The organism is Variovorax ginsengisoli, from assembly GCF_030811835.1.
Taxonomy (GTDB): Bacteria; Pseudomonadota; Gammaproteobacteria; order Burkholderiales; family Burkholderiaceae_C; genus Variovorax; species Variovorax ginsengisoli_C.
This window is the reverse complement of sequence record NZ_JAUSRO010000005.1, coordinates 73,310-97,126: the sequence shown is the minus strand read 5'-3', so window position 1 is coordinate 97,126 and position 23,817 is coordinate 73,310. Positions and strand designations below refer to the sequence as shown.

At 68.3% G+C, this 23,817-nt stretch carries 22 protein-coding genes; 16 read left to right on the top strand and 6 right to left on the bottom strand.

The genetic code is table 11. The features are described from left to right. Window positions 1-3: 3 nt before the first annotated feature. Entirely contained in the window at window positions 4-990 is a 987-nt protein-coding gene (locus J2W36_RS08700) for a glycosyltransferase (protein ID WP_307689314.1), read from the top strand. 48 nt (window positions 991-1,038) lie between these two features. On the opposite strand, the gene J2W36_RS08695 is transcribed toward J2W36_RS08700, so the two are convergent. The 6 genes from J2W36_RS08695 to J2W36_RS08670 form a co-directional block, all read right to left on the bottom strand. Next, on the bottom strand, window positions 1,039-2,235 hold the full coding sequence (locus J2W36_RS08695) for an ATP-binding protein (protein WP_307689313.1): 1,197 nt from the start codon (window positions 2,233-2,235) through the stop codon (window positions 1,039-1,041). A gap of 13 nt (window positions 2,236-2,248) precedes the next feature. Next, window positions 2,249-2,971, bottom strand: a complete 723-nt coding sequence (locus J2W36_RS08690) for a response regulator (protein WP_307689312.1) — start codon at window positions 2,969-2,971, stop codon at window positions 2,249-2,251. 85 nt (window positions 2,972-3,056) lie between these two features. Further along, window positions 3,057-4,694: an NAD(P)/FAD-dependent oxidoreductase gene (locus tag J2W36_RS08685; RefSeq protein WP_307689311.1), complete on the bottom strand. Its 1,638-nt coding sequence runs from the start codon at window positions 4,692-4,694 to the stop codon at window positions 3,057-3,059. Window positions 4,695-4,701: 7 nt separating this feature from the next. Then, window positions 4,702-5,547, bottom strand: coding sequence for a beta-ketoacyl synthase chain length factor (locus tag J2W36_RS08680; RefSeq protein WP_307689310.1), 846 nt, complete (start codon window positions 5,545-5,547; stop codon window positions 4,702-4,704). Next, window positions 5,544-6,740, bottom strand: a complete 1,197-nt coding sequence (locus tag J2W36_RS08675) for a beta-ketoacyl-[acyl-carrier-protein] synthase family protein (protein ID WP_307689309.1) — start codon at window positions 6,738-6,740, stop codon at window positions 5,544-5,546. Before J2W36_RS08675 ends, J2W36_RS08680 begins: the two co-directional genes overlap by 4 nt. A 119-nt stretch (window positions 6,741-6,859) precedes the next feature. Then, entirely contained in the window at window positions 6,860-8,245 is a 1,386-nt protein-coding gene (locus tag J2W36_RS08670; protein ID WP_307689308.1) for an AmpG family muropeptide MFS transporter, read from the bottom strand. Window positions 8,246-8,356: 111 nt separating this feature from the next. On the opposite strand from J2W36_RS08670, the gene atzF reads away from it, so the two are divergent. From atzF to J2W36_RS08595, 15 genes are all read left to right on the top strand, one after another. Further along, a complete protein-coding gene (gene atzF / locus J2W36_RS08665; RefSeq protein ID WP_370869285.1) occupies window positions 8,357-10,099 on the top strand; it encodes an allophanate hydrolase in 1,743 nt (580 codons plus the stop codon). A 51-nt stretch (window positions 10,100-10,150) separates the two neighbouring features. After that, complete coding sequence (locus J2W36_RS08660) at window positions 10,151-11,167, top strand: ABC transporter substrate-binding protein (protein ID WP_307689307.1); 1,017 nt, start codon at window positions 10,151-10,153, stop codon at window positions 11,165-11,167. Between the two features lie 122 nt (window positions 11,168-11,289). Further along, a complete protein-coding gene (locus tag J2W36_RS08655; RefSeq protein WP_307689306.1) occupies window positions 11,290-12,120 on the top strand; it encodes an ABC transporter permease in 831 nt (276 codons plus the stop codon). After that, window positions 12,117-12,938, top strand: a complete 822-nt coding sequence (locus tag J2W36_RS08650) for an ABC transporter ATP-binding protein (protein WP_307689305.1) — start codon at window positions 12,117-12,119, stop codon at window positions 12,936-12,938. Before J2W36_RS08655 ends, J2W36_RS08650 begins: the two co-directional genes overlap by 4 nt. A 4-nt stretch (window positions 12,939-12,942) precedes the next feature. Continuing rightward, a complete protein-coding gene (locus J2W36_RS08645; protein WP_307689304.1) occupies window positions 12,943-13,149 on the top strand; it encodes a DUF4089 domain-containing protein in 207 nt (68 codons plus the stop codon). After that, window positions 13,146-14,570 (top strand): AtzE family amidohydrolase, encoded by a 1,425-nt coding sequence (locus J2W36_RS08640; protein ID WP_307689303.1) that lies wholly within the window; start codon window positions 13,146-13,148, stop codon window positions 14,568-14,570. Before J2W36_RS08645 ends, J2W36_RS08640 begins: the two co-directional genes overlap by 4 nt. Before the next feature lie 332 nt (window positions 14,571-14,902). Then, the gene (gene hpxZ / locus J2W36_RS08635; protein WP_307689302.1) at window positions 14,903-15,283 is read left to right on the top strand and encodes an oxalurate catabolism protein HpxZ; all 381 of its coding nucleotides are present in this window, start codon (window positions 14,903-14,905) and stop codon (window positions 15,281-15,283) included. Between the two features lie 93 nt (window positions 15,284-15,376). Next, entirely contained in the window at window positions 15,377-16,495 is a 1,119-nt protein-coding gene (locus J2W36_RS08630; protein WP_307689301.1) for a BMP family ABC transporter substrate-binding protein, read from the top strand. Window positions 16,496-16,505: 10 nt separating this feature from the next. Beyond that, a complete protein-coding gene (locus tag J2W36_RS08625; RefSeq protein ID WP_307689300.1) occupies window positions 16,506-17,585 on the top strand; it encodes an ABC transporter permease in 1,080 nt (359 codons plus the stop codon). Then, window positions 17,582-18,502, top strand: coding sequence for an ABC transporter permease (locus J2W36_RS08620; protein WP_307689299.1), 921 nt, complete (start codon window positions 17,582-17,584; stop codon window positions 18,500-18,502). The genes J2W36_RS08625 and J2W36_RS08620 overlap by 4 nt, the downstream gene beginning before the upstream one ends. 10 nt (window positions 18,503-18,512) lie before the next feature. Then, the gene (locus J2W36_RS08615) at window positions 18,513-19,598 is read left to right on the top strand and encodes a formamidase (protein WP_307689298.1); all 1,086 of its coding nucleotides are present in this window, start codon (window positions 18,513-18,515) and stop codon (window positions 19,596-19,598) included. Further along, window positions 19,595-20,281, top strand: a complete 687-nt coding sequence (biuH, locus tag J2W36_RS08610) for a biuret amidohydrolase (RefSeq protein ID WP_307689297.1) — start codon at window positions 19,595-19,597, stop codon at window positions 20,279-20,281. The genes J2W36_RS08615 and biuH overlap by 4 nt, the downstream gene beginning before the upstream one ends. Window positions 20,282-20,303: 22 nt before the next feature. Further along, complete coding sequence (locus J2W36_RS08605; RefSeq protein ID WP_307689296.1) at window positions 20,304-21,905, top strand: ABC transporter ATP-binding protein; 1,602 nt, start codon at window positions 20,304-20,306, stop codon at window positions 21,903-21,905. Window positions 21,906-22,398: 493 nt separating this feature from the next. Beyond that, entirely contained in the window at window positions 22,399-23,079 is a 681-nt protein-coding gene (locus tag J2W36_RS08600) for a cysteine hydrolase family protein (protein WP_307689295.1), read from the top strand. A 9-nt stretch (window positions 23,080-23,088) separates the two neighbouring features. Further along, on the top strand, window positions 23,089-23,808 hold the full coding sequence (locus J2W36_RS08595; RefSeq protein WP_307689294.1) for a GntR family transcriptional regulator: 720 nt from the start codon (window positions 23,089-23,091) through the stop codon (window positions 23,806-23,808). Window positions 23,809-23,817 lie beyond the last annotated feature (9 nt).

Sequence of the window (23,817 nt, the reverse complement as noted above, 5' to 3'; positions counted from 1 at the left end):
GCGATGCACATCCTGCTGGTCAACAACTCCGTCATTCCCGTGTTCGCCTATGGCGGCACCGAGCGCGTCATCTGGGACCTGGGCAAGCAACTCGTGGCCATGGGCCACCGGGTGAGCTACCTCGTGCCCGAAGGCTCGACCTGCGATTTCGCCCAATTGCTGCCGATCCAGCCGGCGCGGCCGTGGCGCGAGCAGGTACCTGCGGACGTCGACGTGGTGCATTTCCAGTTCAACCCGCGCTTTGCGACGGAGGACGAACTGGGCAAGCCCTACCTGTTCACCGAGCATGGCAACGGCACCAAACCCAAGCCGTTGCCTCTGAACACCGTGTTCGTGTCCGGCAACCAGGCCTCGCGCTACGGCTCGACCGCCTTCGTGGCCAACGGCCTGGACTGGTCGGCCTACGGTCCCGTGGACTTCGACAGCCCGCGCGCGCACTTCCATTTCCTGGGCAAGGCCGCGTGGCGGGTCAAGAACGTCAAGGGTGCGATCGACGTGGCACGGCGCGCGGGCGTGGAGCTCGACGTGCTGGGCGGAGACCGCTTCAATTTCCGGCGCGGCATCCGGCTGACCTTTTCGCGCCGCGTGCACTTCCACGGCATGGTCGGCGGCGCGCAGAAGGCCCAGTTGCTCAATGCCTCGCGCGGCATGATCTTCCCGGTGCGCTGGCATGAGCCCTTCGGGCTGGCCATCGTCGAGAGCATGTACTTCGGCTGTCCGGTGTTCGCCACGCCCTACGGTGCCCTGCCCGAGCTGGTGCCCGAAGACTGTGGCGTGCTGTCCGACCAGGCCGGCGTGCTGGCCGATGCCGTGCGCAGCCGGAATTTCGACCGCCGCGCCTGCCAGGCCCACGTGATGAAGCACTTCAGCGCCGAGGCGATGGCCCGGGGCTACCTGGCCTGCTATGAGCGGGTGATGGCCGGCGAGACCCTCAACCCACGCCCGCCGATCATCCAGGGCCAGGCCCGCGCGCTGCCCTGGCACCGCTGAAGAACCACGGGCACGGGTCGGGCAGACCGGGCAGGTCAGCCGGATCGGTCAGCCCGATGTGGCTGGCAATTCGATCACGAAGCTCGCGCCGGGCAGGCCGTCGGGCCGGCTCTCGCAGCGCACCGTGCCGGCATGGCGCCCGACGATCGACTTCACCAGGGCCAGCCCCAGGCCCACGCCGCCGTCGCGCTCGCTCGCGCCGGGCAGGCGATAGAAGGGTTCGAAGATGCGCTCGCGCAGTCCGGGCGGCACGCCCGGTCCACGGTCGTTCACGCGAAGGAGCGCCTTGCCACCCCGTGTTTCGAGCTGCACGCTGATCTCGCCCGCCCCGTAGCGGCGCGCGTTCTCCAGCAGGTTGCGGATGGCGCGCCGCAGCAGCCGGGGGATGCCCTGCACCGCCAGCGCGTCGCTGTGCGTGCCTTCGGCCAGGTCCAGTTCAGCGCCAGCGCGTGCGCATTCCTCGGCGGCCAGGCCGGTCAGGTCGACGGTCTCGACCGTGCCCACGTCGGCCTCGCTGGCGTCGAGCCGGCTGGCCAGCAGGATCTCGTCGATCAGCTGGTCGAGCTCGCCGATGTTGCGGTTGATCTCGTCGCGAAAGCCCGGGCTCGGGCGCTCGCCCATCAGCTCCAGGCCCATCCGGATGCGGGTGAGCGGCGACCGCAGTTCGTGCGAGGCATTGGCCAGCAGCGACTTGTGCGAGCGCACCAGCGTCTCGATGCGTCCGGCCGCTGCGTTGAAGCGCTTGGCCAGGTCGGCCACTTCGTCCTCGCCGCCTTCGGGCACGCGCACGCTCAGGTCGCCCTCGCCCCAGCGCTGCACACCGCGCTGCAACGCTTCGAGCCGCTGCGTGAGCCGGCGCACGATCGGGAACAGCGCCACCGCCACGGCCAGCCCGACGATGCCCAGCATCCAGAGGTAGCTGGTTTCCGGGCGGAACCAGGGCGGCGGTCCACTGCGGTCGTCGCGGTTGCGGGGCAGCAGTTGCAGGTTGAAGACCTGGCCGTTGTCGAGCGTCACGTCAAAGCGCAAGCCCTCGCCGGGCCGGCCGGTGCGCATGGCCGTGCCTTTGCCCAGCGGCTGGTCGTCGGCGTCGCGCACGATCAGCTCGCGCGGCAAGGGCTGTGTGCGCTCGTTCTCGGCGGCGATGCGCCAGGCCATGCCCGCTGCGAAGGTGAGGGCGGCCACGCCTGCGAGCACGGCGACCCAGATCCGGACATAGAGATGGCGGGTGAACAGGCCGACCATGGCAGCGTGTGCGTCAGTCCTGCTGCTTGGCGAACACGTAGCCCACGCCGCGGACCGTGAGGATGCGCTTGGGGTTCTTCGCATCGACCTCGATGGCCGCGCGAATGCGGCCCATGTGCACGTCGATCGAGCGGTCGAAGGCCTCGAGCTCGCGTCCGCGCACGGCTTCCATGATCTGGTCGCGCGTGAGCACCCGGCCTGCGCGTTCGGCCATGGCCACAAGCAGGTCGAACTGGTAGGAGGTGAGTTCGGCCGGCGCGCCGCCCACCGTGACGGTGCGGGCGTTGCGGTCGATCTCCAGCGTGCCGAAGCGCACCACCTCGGCGGCAGTGGATTCGGCGGCGGTCTCGCTGCGGCGGCGCAGCACGGCGCGGATGCGCGCGAGCAACTCGCGCGGCTCGAAGGGCTTGGGCAGGTAGTCGTCCGCGCCGATTTCCAGGCCGATGATGCGGTCCATCGGATCGCCCTTGGCCGTGAGCATCAGCACCGACACCTTGGCCAGCGCACCGGGCAGCGCCCGGATGCGGCGGCACAGTTCCAGGCCGTCGATGTCCGGCAGCATCAGGTCGAGCACGACCAGGTCGGGCGCGTGCTGCTGCAATTGCTCCAGGCCGGAGGCGCCGTCGGCCGCGTGGTGGACGTTGAAGCCCGACTGCTGGAGGTACTCGCTGACCATCTGCGCGAGTCGGGCGTCGTCTTCGATCAGCAGGAGTTGGGGTGTGCTCATGACCGCCATGATTGCGCGTCGCCGGCAAGGCGGGTTGAACGCCCCGTAAAGTTGGGTAAAAGATGATCGCAGGAAAACGGGCGCATGGCCGCCGTCATGCGGCCTCGAACAGCAGCGTGCCCGGGGCCGGACTGGTAGAGGCGACCGCCATGCGCCGCGCCAGCAACGTACGCAGCGCGCTGGCATCGACCGTTGGATTTGCAAGTGTTGCGCGCTCGACGATCTCGCCGGCCAGCACGCGCAATTGCTCGGTCGAGGCGCGCAGGCGCTCCTTGAAGGCCTCGCCATCGAGCGTGTCGGTCAGGCTGCGGTTGAGTTCGGCGAACCAGGGCAGCGCAGCCTGGTCGAGCATCACTGCCGGGTTGCGCTTGTCGCTCACGTCCGACCAGGCGCGCAGGAAGTGCTGCACCGCTACGTTGAGCTGCTGGCAATGCTGCAGCTCGTCTTTCAGGCTCCCGAGCATGGCCAGATCGGTCAGGCGGTCGTGGAAGAAGATCTGTGAGAGCACGCCCCAGTAATAGGTGTAGTCCCAGATCACCTTGACCGGCAGTACCTGGGGATCGCCGAAGATCGCGTACTGGTCCTGGTAGAGCGCGAGCGTGCTCTCGTAGAACGAGTGATAGAGCTGGTCGTAGAGTTGCGCGCGCGCCTCGATGGCGTGGCCTGCGCGGTCGTGGCCGATCAGGTCGCAGATGTAGGTGTTGCCGATGGCGATGAAGTCGCTGCCTGGCGAATAGAAGGGGTCGAGGAACAGGCCGGCCTCACCCGTGAGCGCCCAGCGGTTGCCCGAGAAGACCTGCTTGCAGCCGTAGGAAAACTTGCGAAAGAACGCGAAGTCCTGCAGCAGGTGCCGCTTGCCGTCGAGCTCGTCGAACAGGCGCGGCTGGTAGGTTTCCAACCAGGCCATCGCCTTGTCGAAGCTGTCGATGGTGTCCAGCGGATGCAGCTTCGGGTCGGCGACGATGCCCACCGAATGCGAGCCCGAAGCCAGTGGAATCAGCCACACCCAATAACCTGCGCCGACCAGGTGGTTGGTCGACAGCCAGCGTGCGCGCGGCTCGCAGCGCGCCTGCCATTCGGGGTCGTCGCTCCACTGGTCGAGCGTGATGCGGTCGCTGATGCGAAACCACACGGCGTTGACGTCGTGCGCGTTCGGCTCGGCCAGGCCCAGCTTGCGCTTGAGCAGCCCGGCGCGGCCGCAGGCGTCGATGAGCCAGCGTGCCTGGATGCTGTGCGTCTCGCCGTCCTGCGTCCAGCTCAGGCGATGCAGCGCGTCGCCCTCCGCGCCCGCTTCGGCCAGGTCGATCTGCCGCACCATGGCATGGTCGACGAACTGCACACCGCGCGCGGCGGCCTCTTCGGCGAGGTAGTTCTCGAAGATTCCGCGGTCGATCTGGTAGCTTGCGACCGCCAGCGGCCGGCTCGCGCCGATCTCGGTGACCTGGTCGATGTCGCGGCGCCCTTCGCTGAAGAAGAAGCGAAAGCCGAACTTGCGCAGCTGCGCTTGCTGCAGGTGGGGCTTGAGGCCCAGCACCGTGTCGAAGTAGTGCGCGCCGATTTCCACCGACGACTCGCCCACCTTGTGCGCGGCATGCGGCACGGGATGGCTGCGTCGCTCGAGCACCAGCACGTCGATGTCGGTGAAGCGCCGTTTGAGCTGCAGGGCCAGCGTCAGGCCGGCGAGTCCGCCGCCCATGATCACCACGTCGTGCTGTCGCTGTAGGGTTGTCATGGCAGGTTCAGTCGGTGTGCAGTTGCAGGCGCAGGGCCAGTGTGGGGGAAAGCGGCATGTCGAGCGTCTTCGGCGAGGCGTGGCTGACGGCGAGCGCTTCGAACAAAGGCAGCGCGTCGGCCATCGCATTGCCGCGCAGGGCGGTCGCGGCGTCGGACAGGGCCGCTCGCGCGGGCATCGTCGCTGCTGCTCCCGCGCCGGCTTCGCGGGCGGCGAGCGACCAGTCGATGGCTGCCACGGTGCGCTCGGTGCGTTGCGGCGAGATCACCAGCGCCACCGCCAGCAGGCCACGGCTGGTGGTCACTGAAGACAGCGCGCCCACCGAGGGCATGTCGTAGCCGACCAGCAACACGGCCTGGTCGTCGGCCGCACACTGGGCCGCGGCTTCGAGCAGGCCCGAGGCAAAGCTCTGCGCATAAGCCGAGATTGAATTGCTCGCGGCCATGCAGCCGGTGCCGATGGTCCAGTACCCCACGGCCGCGTTGTGCACGGAGTTGTGGAACTTGATGGGCGAGAGCAGCATCGGGTCCTTGGCCAGCGTGCTGCACATGTAGTCGTTGATGCCCAGGTCGCCGTGGGCCGAAACGAACACGCAAGGCAGGTCCTTGGCATCGCGGCCTGCGCCGGCGATGGCTGCGGAGGCGACCTCGAGCGCCAGCGCCACCGTGTCGGGCGCGCGGCGGCGTTCCGCGGGGGCGAGCACCTGCGGCGACGGCCGCTTGGCCGGCGGATCGACAGGGGCACCGGTGCCTGCGAACACCGCGCGCGCGGTGGCCCAGTCCGGCAGCGTGGGCGACCAGAAGGCCGGCCCTTCGATGTAGAGCGTGGGTGGGGTGACGGTCGACGCGCTCATGCGGCTACCCCCTTGCCGAAGATCAGTGCGCAGTTGTTGCCGCCAAAGCCGAAAGAGTTCGACAGCACGTGGCGCACCTTGCCGTGTGCGGGCGTGAGCCGCACCTGCGGTCCGCAGTCCGCGTCCAGCGTTGTGGTGTTGACGGTGCCAGGCATCAGGCCGGTTTCCAGCGTCAGCAGGCTGACTGCGGCTTCCACGATGCCCGCGGCGCCCAGCGTGTGACCTGTAAAACCCTTGGTCGAGCTGGCATGCGTGTGCTCGGGGAAGCGGCGGGCGATGAGTGCGCCTTCGACCTCGTCGTTCTTGGTGCTGGCCGTGCCGTGCATGTTGATGTAGTCGATGTCGTCGGTCGTGAGGCCGGCGCGCGCGAGGGCTTCGTCCATCGCGCGCTCGGCGCCCAGTCCCTGGGGATGGGGCGTGGACATGTGGTGCGCATCGCTCGCTTCGCCGTAACCCTGCAGTTCGAGTGCGCCCGGGCCGCGTTCGAGCAGCGCGAAGCCAGCGGCCTCGCCCAGGCTGATGCCGTCACGCGCCGCGTCGAACGGCCGGCAGGGCGCGCTGGAGACCAGTTCCAGTGAGTTGAAACCGTACAGCACACTGCCGCACAGCGTGTCGACGCCGCCGACCACGGCCGCGTCGACCAGGCCGAGCCGGATCAGCCGTTCGGCCGAAGCAAACGCCTTGGCGCTCGACGAGCAGGCGGTGGAGATCGTCTCGCACGGGCCTTCGAGACCCAGCGCCTCCTGGACGAACAGCGCGAGCGAATGGGGCGTGTGCACGTCGGGACGGCGTTGCGCCTCGGCAAACCCGCCGTCGGCGTCGAGCTGGGTGTAGGCCAGTTCGGTCTCGCCGATGCTGGAGGTCGAGGTGCCCAGGATCAGCGCGACGCGCGTCGGGCCGTAGGCAGCGCGCACGCGCGCCACGGCGTCCATGAAGCCGTCGGCCTGCAGGCCCATCCAGGCCAGGCGGTTGTTGCGGCAGTCCCAGCGGGCGAGGGCTTCGGGCAGGTGCAGTGCTTCGAGCCCGTCGACCCGGCCGATCCACGTGGGCAGGTGCGGCGCGGCGCCGAAGTCGTTGGCCCGCAGGCCGCTGCGCGACTGCGCAAGAGCATCGCGCAGCGCGGCCTTGCCCTGGCCGACGGCCGAGGTGGCGGTGTAGGCACTGATGTGGAGAGGAGGAATGCGGGAGGGCACAGGTGGAACTTGTTCGACGGGAAGCCGCAAAGCCTACCAGTTGCCGGACCGCCGCCGCGTCGGCGTTTTCCGATAACCCGCCGGGGTGCCCGCCGTGCCGCCCACGCAGCGCAGCGGCGCTAACGCAGGCGTCGCGACGCCAGCGCCACCAGAGCCAGCACGGGCAGCCCGAGCACCGCGGTCGCCACGAAGAAGGTGCTGTAGCCATAGGCGTCGACGAAGGCGCCCGAGTAACCGGCCACGAACTTGGGCAGCAACAGCATCAGTGAACTGAACAGCGCGTACTGGGTGGCCGAGTAGCTGATGTTGGTCAGGCTCGACAGGTAAGCGATGAACGCGGCCGAGGCGATGCCGCCGGCCAGGTTGTCGGCCGACACCACGGCCACCAGCGCCGTGAGGTCGTGCCCGCGCGTGGTCATCCAGGCGAACAGCAGGTTGCTCGCCGCGCTGAGCACGGCGCCCAGCATCAGCACGCGCATCACGCCCAGGCGCATCGACAGCACGCCGCCCACGAAGGCGCCCACCAGCGTCATGATCACGCCGAACACCTTGCTGACGTTGGCCACTTCGTCCTTGGTGAAGCCCATGTCGACGTAGAACGGGTTGGCCATGATGCCCATCACCACGTCGCTGATGCGGTAGATGGCGATCAGCGAGAGGATCAGCACCGCTTCCCACTTGTAGCGGCGCAGGAAGTCGGCGAAGGGTTCGACCAGCACGCTGCGCAGCCAGTCGGCGATGTTCTTGGCACGCTGCAACTCGCGCTGCGCCGGCTCGGCCGACAGCAGCACCGTGAGCACGCCGACCGCCATCGAGGCGGCCATGGCGTAGTAGGCGATCTTCCAGGCCTGGTTCTGGTAGCCGCTGGTGCCGGGAATCTCGGCCCAGGCCGCGATCCACAGCACGCCCGCGCCGGCCCAGATCATCGCCAGCCGATAGCCCGTCTGGTAGGCGGCGGCCAGCGCGGCCTGCTTGCGGGTTTCGGCCGACTCGATGCGAAAGGCATCGAGCGCAATGTCCTGCGTGGCCGAGCCGAAAGCCACCAGCAACGCGCACCAGACCAGGGGGGGCAGACCGTCGCGCGGGTCGTTCAGGCCCATGCCGATCAGCCCGGCCACCACCAGCGCCTGCGCCACCAGCAGCCAGCTGCGACGGCGGCCGAGCATGCCGGTGAGCAGCGGAATCGGCATCCGGTCGACCAGCGGCGCCCAGACCCACTTGAAGGCGTACACCAGCCCGACCCAGCTCAGGTAGCCGATGGCGGTGCGCGCCACCCCGGCCTCGCGCAGGCGAAAGCTCAGCGTGCCGAGCACCAGCAGCAATGGCAGTCCGGCCGAGAAGCCCAGCGTCAGCATGCGCAGCGTGGCGGGCTCAAGGTAGACCTTGAGCGTTTCGCGCCACGACGGGGGAGCGGCAGGCGGGGGTGGCGTGGGTGCTGGGAACGCGTCGGAAGAAGCGTGGGAAGCGGTGTGGGAGGAGGTGTCGGATGCGGAAGGTGGGGACATGGCGCGGCGAGGGAGGTGGCTGCTCATTATTCACGCATGTGTTCATGCGGAGGTTTCCCCGGCGCTGGCACGCCACTTGCATCTCAACATGTACACAAGACAGGATGCTTGATGATGGTGCATGCAAAGACTTCGCTGACGACCGATGACGCGCAATCCGCTGACCGTGGTGTTGCCGACCCTGGCGCCGCCGCCTGGATCATGCGGATCGACCCGCCGATCACCGCCCCTGGCGCTGTGGCCCACGGCCCGCTGGCCGGGCTGCGCTTCGCGGTCAAGGACAACATCGACGTGGCCGGCCTGCCGACCACCGCGGCCTGCCCGGCCTTCGCCCGCGAGGCGGTCACCCACGCTCAAGTGGTGCAGCGCCTGCTCGACGCCGGTGCGGTGCTGGTCGGCAAGACCAACCTCGACCAGTTCGCCTGTGGCCTGAACGGCACGCGCTCGCCCTACGGCGCGGTGCCCAACAGCTTCGATGCGCGCTATGTGTCGGGCGGCTCCAGCTCCGGCTCGGCGCGGGTGGTGGCCACGGGCGAGGTCGACTTCTCGCTCGGCACCGACACGGCGGGCTCCGGTCGCGTGCCGGCAGGGCTCAACAACATCGTGGGCCTCAAGCCGACCAAGGGGCTCATCAGCGCACGCGGCGTGGTGCCGGCGGCGCAGAGCGTCGACTGCGTATCGATCTTCGCGCGCACCGTCGCGCTGGCGGCGCGCGTGCTGAGCGTTGCCATGGGGCATGACGCACACGACCCGTACTCGCGCGCCCTCGCGCCGCTCACCGCACCGCTGCCGTCGCGCTTGCGCATCGGCGTGCCCTCGACGCTCGAATTCTTCGGCGATGCCGATTCGGCCGCTGCCTTCGAGCGCTCGCTCGCGCAGTTCGAGGCGCTGGGCGCCACGCGCGTGCCGATCGACTACGCCCCACTCGCCGAAGCCGCGGCGCTGCTCTACGACAGTGCGCTGGTGGCCGAGCGCTACGCCGCGGTGCGCCCCTTCTTCGACGCGCACGAGGACGAGGTCATCGAGCCGGTGCGCAGCATCCTGGCGCGCGGGCGCCAGTACAGCGCCGCCGACTTCGTCGATGCCCAGACCCGGCTGCGTGCGCTGGCCCAGCAGGCCGCACCGATGTGGCAGAACATCGACATCCTGGTCGTGCCGACCGCGCCCACGCACTACACCATCGCCGCGATGCGGGCCGACCCGGTCGCGCTCAACCAGCACCTCGGCGCGTACACCAACTTCGTCAACCTGCTCGACTACGCGGCGCTGTCGGTGCCGACCTGCCTGCGCAGCGACGGCCTGCCTTTCGGCCTGACGCTGATCGGCCCCTGCGCCAGCGACTTCCAGCTGGCTGAACTGGGTCAGCGGTTGCACCACGCCACCGGGCTCACGCTCGGTGCAACCGGCGCAGCGATGCCGGCACCTGCCGCCCTGCCGGCGCTCAAGCCTGCCGCCACCGTGAAGGTGGCCGTGGTCGGCGCGCACCTGTCGGGCATGCCGCTCAACAGCCAGCTCACCGAGCGCGGCGCGACGCTGCTGCGCGAGACGCTCACCGCCCCGCAGTACCGCCTCTACGCCTTGCCCGGCACGGTGCCCCCCAAGCCCGGCATGGTGCGTGTGCCGGCCGGCGGGGCTTCGCTCATCGTCGAAGTGTGGGAGATGCCGGCCACCGCCTACGGCTCATTCGTCGCGCTCATCCCCGCGCCACTGGGCATCGGCACGCTCACGCTGGACGACGGCAGCAGCGTGCAGGGCTTCGTCTGCGAGTCGATCGCGCTCGACGGCGCCGAGGACATCACGCACCACGGCGGCTGGCGTTCGTACATCGCATCCCGCCAGGCAGCGCTTGCCTGAGCGCCACCCTTTCCTTTCGCTTCAACCATCCATCCACGCAGGAGTCGGCCCATGGAATCCCCGAACAAGTCATTCGCGGCGCGCGCGCCCCAACCATCGCGCCGCCATGTGCTGCAGGCCGGTGCCGCCGGCATCGCGGCACTCGCCGCCCCGTCGCTGGTGCTGGCGCAGGCCACGCCCAAGATCCGCATCGGCTTCTGGCCGGTGGCCGCGGGCCTGCCCTTCTTCGCTGCTGTCGACAAGGGCTACTTCAAGGAGGCCGGCCTCGACGTCGAGCCGCTGAAGTTCGCCGGCGCGCAGCAGGTGATGGAAGCGATGCTCTCAGGCCGCTCCGACGGCAGCGCCAACGGCACCGGCTCGGCCAACCTGGCCATCGGCGAGATCGCGCAGCCCGGCCTGTTCAAGATCTTCTGCACCAACCCGAGCAATGCCAAGTTCGTGCTGGACGAGTTCATCACCGCCAAGGACAGTCCCATCAAGACCATGGCCGACCTGAAGGGCAAGAAGGTCGCCTCGGGACCGGGCATCCAGAACGTCACGCTGTGCAAGACCATGCTGGAGCGCGCCGGTGCCACCGGCGCCACGGTGACCGAGCTGCCCATCGGCCAGCACGTCGCCGCACTGGTGGCGGGCCAGGTCGACGCCTGCTACACACTGGAGCCGACCGGCACCATCGGCCGCATGAACGGCACCACGCGCGTCATCGAGGCCGGCGTGGTCGCCAAGTACATCCTGGGTGACCCGATGGCCCCGTGGCATGGCGGCGCGGCCAGCCTCACGACCGAGTTCATCAAGAAGAACCCGGAGCTGACGAAGAAGTTCATCGCGGCCTACGCGCGCGGCGTCGAGCTGGTGCGTACCCAACCCGCCGAGGCGCGGCAGTACATGAAAGGCTACACCGCCATCGAAGGCCCGCTCACCGCCGAGGTGCCGCTCGCGTCGTACATGCTCTACAACGAGTTCAAGCCGAGCGACGTCGCCTACTTCCAGAAGTTCTACGACCTGTTCACCGAGAAGGGCATCTTCGAGAAGAAGGTGCTGGTGGACGCACTTCTCTACAAGGCCTGAAATGTTGCTCGCCCCCAGTCTGCGCGCACTGCGTGTCGCTTCGCCAACCCCCTACCGGGGGCGATACCAGAGGCCCGGCAAAGCCGGTTCCTCGGTATCCCTGAAACTGAAGGAGTGCCGATATGGCTGAAGCCACCGCTCCCGCCACCAAGCCCTGGTCACCGCCCGCCAACGGCGCTGCCTCGGCGGCGCCCAAGCCGCCGCTCTGGGACAAGCTGCTGCCCTTCATCGGGCCGGTCGTGCTCTTCATTCTCTGGGACCTGGTGGTGCGGCTCGGCTTCATCAAGCCGATCCTTCTGCCGGCGCCCGCGGACACGGTCAGCACGCTGATCACCGGCCTGGCCGGCGGGCCGCTGCTCACCGATTTCGCCGTCACGGTGTGGCGCACGGTGCAGGCCTTCCTGATCGCCGCCGTCGTCGGCGTGCCGCTGGGCGTGCTGCTCGGAAGCAACGAGCGGGTCTACCGCAGCGTCGAGTTCCTGATCGACTTCTTCCGTTCCACGCCATCGTCGGCACTGATCCCGCTGTTCCTGTTGATTTTCGGCGTGTCGGACATCAACAAGATCGCCATCGCGGCTTTCGGTGCCTTCCTCATCGTGATCTTCAACAGCGCCTACGGTGTCATCAATGCGCGCAAGCAGCGGGTGATGGCTGCGAAGGTGATGGGCGCCTCGCGCTGGCAGGTGTTCAAGGACGTGCTGATCTGGGAAAGCCTGCAGCCGTCGTTCGTGGGCTTGCGCTCCGCGGTGTCGATGGCCCTGGTGATCGTGATCGTGGCCGAGATGTTCATCGGCTCGGACGCCGGCCTGGGCCACCGCATCATCGATGCGCAGCAGGTGCTCAACGTGAAGAGCATGTACGCGGCCATCCTTGCCGCCGGGGCGTTGGGCTATGCGCTCAACATCCTGTTCCTCGTTGCCGAACGCAAGATCGTTCACTGGAGTGGAAGATGAGCGCAGTCCTCAACGGCCCGGTGTACGCCGACGTGCCCACCCCCACCTTCCAGCCCGGCCCGGCCGGCACGCACATCACGATCCGCGGCCTCACCAAGTACTTCGCGGGCTGGCCGCTGTACGAGAACTTCGATCTCGACATTCCCAAGCACAAGATCGTCTCGGTCTTCGGGCCGAACGGTTGCGGCAAGTCGACGCTGATCAACATGATCGCGGGGCTGATCCCCATCGATTCGGGCGAGATCCTGTTCGACGGCAAGTCGCTCAAGGACACGAAGATCGGCTACGTGTTCCAGAACTACCGCGAGGCGATGTTCCCGTGGATGCGCACCATCGACAACATCGCCTATCCGCTGAAGCTGGAAGGCCGGTCGAAGGCCGAGGTCGACCGTCGCATGGAAGAACTCGTCGCGTCCTTCGACGTGAAGTTCGACCTCAAGCGCTATCCGTACGAGCTGTCGGGCGGCCAGCAGCAGACCGCGTCGATCATGCGGGCGCTGGCACCCAACCCGGAGGTGCTGTTCCTCGACGAGCCCTTCTCCGCGCTCGACTTCGAGATGACGCTGTTCATCCGCGAGAAGCTGCAGGAGGTGTTCATGAAGACCGGCACCACCATGCTGCTGGTGTCGCACGACCTGGAGGAGGCCGTGTACCTGGCCGACCAGGTGCTGTTGCTGACCAAACGGCCGACCAAGGTGGCGGAGATCCTCGACTACGGCGACGCGCGTCCGCGCACGCTGGAGACGCTGAGCTCGGCCAGCTTCGTCGCGATGAAGAAACTGAGCCTGGAGATCTTCCAGCGCGAAGTTCGGAGATAGCGCGATGACACCCGCCCAGGTCGAAACCTATGTCGACGCGGCAGCCGCCGCGCTCGACCTGAACCTGCGTCCCGACCACCGCCCCGGCGTCCTGCGCTTCTTCGCGCTGGCCGCCGAGATGGCCGCCGTGGTCGATGCCGTCCCGCTCGAGCCACACGTCGAATCGGCGGTGAGCTTCGTGCCGGTGAGCCCGAAGGAGAGGGATGTATGAACGCCGACGCCTTGATCCTGCAGGACGCCGCGGCGATGGCCGAGGCCGTGCGCAGCGGTGCGGTCAGCGCCGTCGCGCTGACACAGGCGAGCCTCGACCGCATCGGCGCCACCGATGGCCGCATCAACGCCTTCACCGACGTGGTGCGCGAGCGCGCGTTGCGCCGTGCCGCGCAGGTCGATGCTTCGCTGGCCTCGCCGAACGCCGCGCGCACCCGCGAACTGCCGCTGCTCGGCGTGCCCTTCGCGGTGAAGAACCTGTTCGACATCGCCGGCCTGCAGACGCTGGCCGGCTCGAAGATCGAGCGCGACAGCGCGCCCGCGCGGGGCGACGCGCTGCTGGTGCGCCGCCTCGAAAGCGCCGGCGCGGTGCTGGTCGGCGCGCTCAACATGGACGAGTACGCCTATGGCTTCACCACCGAGAACAGCCATGTCGGCCCGGCCCATAACCCGCACGACCTGACACGCATTGCGGGCGGCTCGTCGGGCGGTTCGGGCGCGGCGGTCGCTGCCGGCCAGGTGGCGCTCACGCTGGGCTCCGACACCAACGGCTCGATCCGCGTGCCCGCGTCGCTGTGCGGCATCTTCGGCCTCAAGCCGACCTTCGGCCGGCTGCCGCGCACCGGCAGCTACCCGTTCATCTCCAGCCTCGACCACCTGGGCCCGTTCGCGCGTTCGGTGCGCGACCTGGCGCTGACCTACGACGCGATGCAGGGACCCGAGACGCATGCGCCGCGCGACCCCGGCTGCGCGCAGCGCACGGCCGAGCCGGTGTCTGCACAGCTGTCCCACGGCACGCGCGGGCTGCGCATCGGCGTGCTGGGTGGCTACTTCCGCGAGCGCGCCTTGCCCGAGGCGTTGAGCGCGGTCGACCGCGTGGCGGAGGCGCTCGGCGCGCACCAGATGGTCGAGCTGCCGATGGTCGAGGCCGGTCGCGCCGCGGCCTTCCTCATCACCAATGCCGAAGGTGCCGCGCTGCATCTGCACGACCTGCGCCAGCGTCCTCAGGATTTCGAGCCGCTGTCGCGCGATCGCTTCCTGGCCGGTGCGTTGATCCCGGCGGCGTGGGTGGCGCGTGCGCAGCGCGTGCGACGCCTTTATGCCGAGCAGGTGGCCAGGTTGTTCGAGCGCTTCGACATCCTGCTGGCCCCATCGACACCGTGCGCCGCGACGCCCATCGGCGCCGAGTGGTTCGAACTCAACGGCCAGCGCCTGCCGGTACGCCCCAACATGGGCGTGCTGACCCAACCGATCTCGTGCATTGGCCTGCCGGTATGCGCCGTTCCGGTGTGGGGCGCGCACGCCAGCCTGCCCATCGGCGTTCAGGTGCTCGCGGCACCGTGGCGTGAAGACCTGGCATTGCGCGTTGCTGCTGCGCTTGAGGCAGCAGGCGTGGCGCAGGCGCCTGTCGCAGCGCTATGAGAAACACAGAAGACCGATGCAATTCGGGACGGGCTCACGCCGACGGCGTACTCCCCTCCGCGAATGTCCCCCGCCGTCAGCCTTCGGCTGCCGGCTCCTCCTTTATTTCGCTGCGGGGAGCACGCCATCGACGCGAGCCTAGGGCGGGATCGTGGTTCATCGACGGCACACCACGGGCGCGTCCAAGTGCGCAGGGCGCCGGGTGCTTCTCGCAGCGAAGTAAAGGAGGAGCCGAAGGCGGGGGACATGAGCGGAGGGAAGTACCCGGTGCCCTGTGCACGCGCCCCGGATGAGCGTCCCGAAAAGCAGCGCCCCACCCACACACAAGAACCATGACCCCAGAAATCAACATCCCCGCCGTCCTCGCCGAAGTCCAGGAAGCCTTTGCCCGCTACGAAGACGCGCTCGTGCACAACAAGGTCGAGGTGCTCGACGAACTGTTCTGGAACAGCTCGCACACCCTGCGCTATGGCGCGACCGAGAACCTCTATGGCTACGACGCGATCCGGGCCTTCCGCGCGGGGCGCCCGGCCGTCGGACTCATGCGCGAACTGCTGCGCACCGAGATCACCACCTACGGCACTGATTTCGCCACCGCCAATTGCGAGTTCCGCCGCGAAGGCAGCGCCAAAACCGGGCGCCAGAGCCAGACCTGGATGCGCACCGCACAAGGCTGGCGCGTGGTGTCTGCGCACGTGAGCCTGCTGTCTTGAGGCGCCTGCCAGCTCGGCACACTTTATGCATCCCCACTTGTATCCAAGTTTGATCCCCATCCGTCCAGCTGTTGCCCCAACCCGGAGAGAGCCATGAAACATCAATTCAACCGTCGCGATTCCCTCAAATCCATCGCCGCCCTCGGCGCCGCCGGCACGCTCGGTGGCTGGAGTGCCCTGGCCAGCGCCCAGGCCAAGCCGCTGACCGTCGGCGTGATCTATGTCGGCCCGCGCGACGACTACGGCTACAACCAGGCGCATGCGCAGGCCGCAGCCGAAGTGAAGAAGATGCCCGGCGTGAAGGTGGTCGAGGAAGAGAACGTGCCCGAGACCGCGGCCGTGCAGAAGACCATGACCGGCATGATCTCGCAGGACGGCGCCAAGCTGCTGTTCCCGACGTCCTTCGGCTACTTCGACCCGCACATCCTGGCGCTCGCGCCGAAGAACCCCGACGTGCGCTTCTCGCATTGCGGCGGCATGTGGACCGAAGGCAAGCACCCGAAGAACGTCGGCAGCTTCTTCGGCTACATCGACGAGTGCCAGTACTTGAACGGCGTGATCGCCGCGCACATGACGAAGAGCAACAAGATCGCCTTCGTCGCGGCCAAGCCCATTCCGCAGGTGCTGCGCAACATCAACGCTTTCACGCTCGGCGCGCGCTCGGTCAAGCCCGGCATCACCTGCAGCGTGATCTTCACCGGCGACTGGTCGATGGCGGTGAAGGAGGCCGAAGCCACCAACAGCCTGGCCGACCAGGGCTGCGACGTGTTCACGATGCACGTCGACGGGCCGAAGGTCGTCGTCGAGACGGCGGCCAAGCGCGGCAAGATGGTCTGCGGCTACCACGCGAGCCAGGCCAAGCTGGCACCGCAGGCCTACCTCACGGGCGCCGAGTGGAACTGGCTCACCGCGTACAGGACCATCATCGACGCAGCGCAGGCCGGCAAGCCGCATCCCAACTTCCTGCGCGGCGGCCTGAAGGAAGGCTACGTGAAGATGTCGGCCTACGGCCCGGCCGTGACCGACGCCGCCAAGAAGCAGGCCGACGGCATCAAGGCCCAGATGATCGCGGGCACCTTCGACATCTTCAAGGACGGCATCAAGGACAACAAGGGCGCGGTCGTGGTGCCGGCGGGCAAGTCGCTCAAGCAGACCGACCTGGAGCTCGAGAAGATGAACTACCTGGTCGAAGGCGTCCTAGGCTCGATCTGAGCGCACGGCCATGCGCAACGCGCTGAAGGAAATCGCCCTGCCGGCCTTCGCCATCGCGGCGGCGCTGGGGGTGTTCGGGCTGCTCGTCTGGTTCGCCGGGGTCAGCCCGGTGGACGTGTGGGTCACGCTTTTCAAGGGCGCCTTCGGCGACTGGTTCTCGTGGCAGAACACGCTGCAGCGCGCCGCGCCGCTGATGCTCACCGCGCTGTGCGTGGCGATCCCGGCGCGCGCGGGGCTGGTCATCATCGGTGGCGAAGGTGCGGTGGTGCTGGGTGGGCTCGCGTGCGCTGCGCTTCCGTACGCCATTCCGCTGCCGGGCAACATCGTCGGCACGGTCGCCATCTGCATCGCCGGCGCGGTGGCGGGCGCGCTGTGGATCATGCTGGCGGGGTGGCTGCGGCAGTACCGTGGCATCAACGAAACCATCAGCAGCCTGCTGCTGGCCTACATCGCCATCGGCATCTTCAAGCACCTAGTCGAAGGCGCGCTGCGCGACCCAGCCAGCCTGAACAAGCCGTCGACGCGCTCGCTGCCCGAGGGGCTCGGCATCGGTGGCATCGCGGGGTCGGACGTGCATTGGGGGCTGGTCATCGGCATCGTGGCGTGCGTCGGGCTCGGCCTGTGGCTGCGCGTCACCGCATCGGGCTTCTCGGTGCGGGTGGTGGGCGGCAATCCGCGCACCGCGCAACTCGTCGGCCTGCCGGCGACACGGCTCATCCTGGCCGCCTGCGGTGTGGGCGGTGCCTGCGCCGGCGTGGCGGGCGCGGTCGAGGTGGCGGCGGTGCACACCAACGCCAACGCCTCGATCATCGCGGGCTATGGCTACGCGGGCATCCTGGTGTCGTTCATTGCGCGGCACAACCCCATCGCGATCATTCCCGTCGCGATTCTGTTCGGCGGCTTCGGCGCGGCGGGCAGCTTGCTGCAACGAAGGCTGGGCCTGCCCGATGCATCGGTGCTGGTGCTGCAGGGCATCGCCTTCGTGCTGATCCTGGCGAGCGAGGGGCTGCGCATGATCGACTGGAAGACGCTGCTGAAGAACCGCATGCCCAAGGCGGTGCAACCCAAGCTCACCAAGGAGGTGGCATGACCGCCGACCAATGGATCGCGTTGGTCGCCGGCATCGTCGGCGGCGCATTGCGCGTGGGCGCACCCTTTCTCTTCGTGAGCCTGGGCGAATGCCTTACCGAGAAATCGGGGCGCATCAACCTCGGCCTCGAAGGCGTGCTGGTGCTGTCGGCCATGGCGGCCTTCGGCGGTGCGTACCTCACCGACTCGGCCTGGCTCGGCGTACTGATCGGCGCGGCGGCGGGCGCCGTGCTCGCGCTGTTGCACGGCCTGCTGTGCTCGCTCGACCGCGTGAACGACGTGGCCACCGGCATCGCGCTGATGCTGCTGGGCACCGGGCTCGCCTTCTATCTGGGCAAGCCGCTGATTCAGCCGCAGGCGCCGCAGCTGCCGGCGATTCCGCTCGGCTTCTGGAGCGACAACACGGTGGTGCAGTCGGCGCTACAGGTCAATGCGCTGGTGCCGCTGGGCATCGTGTTGGCGGGCCTCATGTACTGGGGCTTCGCGCGCACCCGCGCCGGGCTGCTGGTGCGCATGGCGGGCGATTCGGCGAATGCGACGCGGGCGCTGGGCTATTCGGTGTCGGGCATTCGCATCGCGGCGACGACGGCGGGCGGTTTCATCGCGGGGCTTGGCGGTGCGTCGCTCACGCTGTTCTACCCCGGCAGCTGGAACGAAGGCATCTCCAGCGGGCAGGGCCTGATCGCGGTGGCGCTGGTGATCTTCGCGCGCTGGAGCCCGCTGCGCTGCGTCGGCGCGGCTTTTCTGTTCGGCGGTGCGGGCGCCATCGGCCCGGCCTTGCAATCGATCGGTGTCGGCTGGGGCTACCACCTCTTCAACACGGTGCCCTACGTGCTGACGCTGGTCATCCTGGTATTCACGTGCAAGCCGGGCAGTGTCGCCATCGGCAGTCCGGGCGAGCTTTCGTCCACACGTTGAGGAACATCCCATGAGCGGTTTCGGTGGTCTGAACAAATCCGAGAATGGCGTCGTCATCGGCCTGGTGCAGTGCCAGTTGCCGGTGGTGCGCACCCCGGAGGAACTGGCGGCGCAGACGCAGCGCATCGTCGAACTGGTCGGCAAGGCCCGGCGCAACCAGGGCACGATGGATCTGGTCGTGTTCCCGGAGTATTCGCTGCACGGCCTGTCGATGGACACCTCGCCCGAGATCATGTGCACGCTCGACGGGCCCGAGGTCGCGGCCTTCCGCAAGGCCTGCATCGACAACACCATCTGGGGCTGCTTCTCGATCATGGAAGCCAACCCCGGCGGCAACCCGTACAACAGCGGCCTGATCATCGACGACATGGGCGCCATCCGCCTCTACTACCGCAAGATGCATCCGTGGGTGCCGGTCGAGCCGTGGGAGCCGGGCAACCTGGGCATCCCGGTGTGCGACGGCCCCAACGGCAGCAAGCTCGCGCTCATCATCTGCCACGACGGCATGCTGCCCGAGATGGCGCGCGAGGCCGCGTACAAGGGCGCCGAGATCATCATCCGCACCGCCGGCTACACCGCGCCCATCCGCCACGCCTGGAAGATCACCAACCAGGCCAACGCCTTCTGCAACCTGGCCTACACCGCGAGCGTGTGCATGTGCGGCAGCGACGGCACCTTCGACTCGATGGGCGAGGGCATGTTCTGCAGCTTCGACGGCACGGTGATGGTCGAGGGCGGTGGCCGTGTCGATGAGATCATCACCTGCGAGCTGCGGCCCGACCTGGTGCGCGAGGCGCGCACGGGCTGGGGCGTGGAAAACAACATCTATCAGCTGTATCACCGTGGCTACGTGGCGGTGAAGGGCGGTGCGCAGGACTTTCCGTACACCTACATGCAAGACATGGCGTCGGGCCAGTACAAGCTGCCTTGGAGCGACCAGGTGAAGGTGGTCGACGGCACCTCGTGCGGCTTCACGGCGCCGCTGCGCGCGTACAAGGGCCCCGAGTCGCACCCGCTGGTGCCGCAGGTACCGAGGACCGTGCCCGACATCCCCGATCAACCCGATTCTTCGCACCGCAAGGCGACTGGCGCATGACGACCGTTGCAGCCCAGCCTTACGCATGGCCCTACAACGGCGACCTGCGCCCGGAGAACACGGCGCTCATCGTCATCGACATGCAGACCGACTTCTGCGGCAAGGGCGGCTATGTCGACGTGATGGGCTACGACCTGTCGCTGGTGCAGGCGCCGATCGGGCCGATCCGCAAGACGATGGCGCGCCTGCGCGAATTGGGCTTCCACATCCTCCACACGCGCGAAGGCCACCGGCCCGACCTGGCCGACCTGCCGGCCAACAAGCGCTGGCGCTCGCGCCAGATCGGCGCCAACGGCGTGGGCATCGGCGACGACGGGCCGTGCGGGCGCATCCTGGTGCGCGGCGAGCCGGGCTGGGAGATCATTCCCGCGCTGGCGCCGCTGCCCGGCGAGGTGGTGATCGACAAACCGGGCAAGGGATCGTTCTATGCGACCGACCTCGAACTGATCCTGCGCACACGCGGCATCGAGAACCTGATCCTCACGGGCATCACGACCGACGTGTGCGTGCACACGACCATGCGCGATGCGAACGACCGCGGCTTCGAATGCCTGCTGCTGTCGGACTGCACGGCCGCGACCGACCACGGCAACCACCTCGCGGCGCTGAAGATGATCACGATGCAGGGTGGCGTGTTCGGCGCGCATGCCGATTCCGAGGCACTGCTGGCCGCCCTGGCCTGAGCCCCACGCAAGGACCGAGTTCATGAACGCTGTCGTCACCCCCATCGGTGCCTTGCCCGCCGCCACCGGCGCGCTGGCGCTCGACACCTACCAGCTCACCAAGCGCTTCGGTACCTTCACCGCGATGGACAGCGTGACGATGCATGTCGAGCCCGGCACGGTGCACGCGCTGCTCGGCGAGAACGGCGCGGGCAAGAGCACGCTGGTGAAGTGCGTCGCCGGCTTCCAGCGCGCGGAGGAGGGCAGCATATTGATCGACGGGCGCGAGCAGGACATCGCCAACCCGATCGTCGCGCGCGCGCTCGGCATCGGCATGGTCTACCAGCACTTCACGCTGGCGCCGGGCATGACGGTCGCCGAGAACCTGCTGCTGGCCGGCGGCAAGACGCCCGCGCTGATCGACTGGAAGAAGAAGCGCGCCGAGCTGGAGGTATTCCTAGCGACCACGCCCTTCCGCCTCGACCTCGATGTGACGCCGTCGTCGCTCGCGGCCGGTGAGAAGCAGAAGCTCGAACTGCTCAAGCAGCTATACCTGCGCCCGCGCCTCTTGATCCTCGACGAGCCGACCTCGGTGCTGACGCCGCAGGAAGCCGACGAGGTGCTGGGCCATGTGCGCGACTTCGCCAAGAGCGGCATGTGCACCGTGCTCATCATCACGCACAAGTTTCGCGAGGTGATGGCGTATGCCGACAGCGTGACGGTGCTGCGACGGGGCAAGGCGGTGCACCATTGCCAGGTCGGCGACACCACGCCGGCGCTGCTGGCCGCGGCCATGATGGGCGCCGGCGCGGCACCACCCTCCGAAGGCGACACACCCACTGTCCAAGCACCGACGGGGCGCGCGTCGCACACCATGAAGGCCGTGGCCGCCGATGCGCCGGTCGCCTTGAACGTCGATCGCCTGCAGGCCATGGGCGATCGCGGCACGCTGGCCGTGCACGACCTGAGCCTGTCGGTGAAGGCGGGCGAGATCCTCGGCGTGGCCGGTGTTTCGGGCAATGGCCAGCGCGAGCTGGTCGAGGCGCTGGTCGGCCAGCGCGCGCGGCTGTCGGGCCAGGTGACGGTGATGGGCCAGCCCTATGCCGCCACCCGCAGCGAGAACCGCGAACTGAAGGTGCGCAGCCTGCCCGAGGAGCCGCTGCGCAACGCCTGTGTCGGTGACCTGAGCGTGGCCGAGAACATGGCGCTGCGTGACTTCGACCAGGCGCCGTTGGCACGCGGTGGCCTGCTGAACTTTCCGACCTGGCGCAGCCGCGCCCGCGAATGGATCGCCGAGTATGGCGTGAAGACGCAGGGCGAGGGCGCGCCGATCCGCAGCCTGTCGGGCGGCAACGTGCAGCGTGCCGTGCTGGCGCGCGAGCTGGCAGGCGACATCAACGTGCTGATCGCGGCCAACCCGGTGTTCGGCCTCGACTTCGCAGCCGTCGCGGAGATCCATTCGCGCATCGTGCAGGTGCGGGAGAAGGGCGGGGCGGTGCTGCTGATCAGCGAAGACCTCGATGAGCTGCTGGAGCTGTCGGACCGCATCGTGGTGATGAGCGAAGGGCGCGTGGTGTTCGAGACGGCGGCTGCGACGGCGCAGCGGCATGAGTTGGGGGCGCATATGGGGGGAGGGCATCATTGATGTGTTCTCTCGCTTTCTTTGGGGCGAGCGCCCGGCAGACGGTGCGGGCCGATCGACCCCACTGCGCCGGCCCTTCGGGCTGCCTTGCGGTGCTCGCCTGTCGCGGGGTCCCGCTCAAACTCGCTGCGCTCAGACAATCGCGAGCCCTGGTCCGCGACAGGCTGCGCTCCTCAGCGGCGCAGAGGGGATCGCCCGGCCCGCACCGCCTGCCGGGCTTGGTGAGCGCAATCGCTGCGCTCGCCGGAGAGATGCACAACGATCGTGTCCACGTCGGTGGGTGGTATGTCTTTGGGCGGCTGTTGAGGCTCCGGCGAGCACCGCAGCGGCAGGCGGATCAGGGCCGCGCGTGTTTGAGCGAAGCGAGTTTGCGCGGACCCCGCCTGACGCGAGGAGCAGCAGCGAAGCCCGAAGGGCCGGAGACGTCTGCCGCCCAAAGGCATGCCGCCCACCGACGCTCCCCGCACATCAACGAACAAATCGGCGAAGGCATCTCATGCGCATAGAACAAGCCCAACCCTTCCCCTACGACTTCGACCTGCAGAAGACCGCACTGGTCCTCATCGACATGCAGCGCGACTTCATCGAGCCTGGTGGCTTCGGCGAGACCTTGGGCAACGACGTGTCGCTGCTCGAAGCCATCGTGCCGACAACGAAAACCGTGCTGGACGCATGGCGAGAAGCCGGCGGCCTGGTGATCCATACACGGGAGGCGCACCAACCCGATCTTTCCGACTGTCCGCCGGCGAAACTGAGCCGTGGCAACCCCACGCTCCGCATCGGCGACGAAGGCCCGATGGGCCGCATCCTCGTGATGGGTGAACCTGGCAACCAGATCATCGACGCCCTCGCGCCCATCGCGGGCGAATGGGTCATCGACAAGCCGGGCAAGGGCATGTTCTATGCGACCGGCCTGCACGAGAAGCTGCAGGCGCGCGGCATCACGCACCTGCTGTTCGGCGGCGTGACGACCGAGGTGTGCGTGCAGACCAGCATGCGCGAGGCCAACGACCGCGGCTACGACGGCCTGCTGCTGGAAGACTGCACCGAGAGCTACTTCCCCGCCTTCAAGGCCGCGACCATCGAGATGATCCGCGCGCAAGGCGCCATCGTCGGCTGGACGGCGCCGAGCGCCGCCTTGCGCGCTGCGCTCAACGTCGTGCCGGGCAACGACTAACATCCCGGGGTGTCTACCGTTCCAGCCGCTCCTCCGCTCGCCGCCGATGCCGTCGTGTTCCGTACGCGCGCCGACGAGGTCTATGCCCAGCTCAAGCGCGACGTGGCCGAGTTCCGCATGGTGCCCGGCGATCGCTTCACGGAAAACGAAGTCAGCGAACGCCTGGGCGTGTCGCGCACGCCGGTGCGGCAGGCGCTCTTCAGGTTGCAGCAGGAGGGCTACGTCGAGGTGCTGTTTCGCAGCGGCTGGCGCGTGCTGCCCTTCGACTTCGACCAGTTCGAGCAGCTGTACGACCTGCGCATGGTGCTGGAGACGACCGCGGCACGGCGCCTGTGCGAAACCGACCGCCACATCGACCTCGGCCTGCTCGACCAGCTCGTGAGCATCTGGCTGGTGCCCGCTGCGCAACGCAGCACCCATGCAGCGCAGGTCGCGCTGTGGGACGAGCAGTTCCACTGCGCGCTGGTCGCCGCTGCCGGCAATGCCGAGATGGCGCGCGTGCACGGCGACGTGACCGACCGCATCCGCATCATCCGCCGGCTGGACTTCACCAAGCAGCCGCGCATCGACGCGACCTACGACGAGCACGCCAAGATCCTCAAGGCGATCCGCGCCCACCGCGGCGACCAGGCCGCCATGCTGCTGCGCGCGCACATCGAGACCAGCCAGGCCGAGGTGCGCAAGATCACGCTGCATCAGGTGCACATGGCACGGCACGCCCCGGGCTGACGGGCGTCT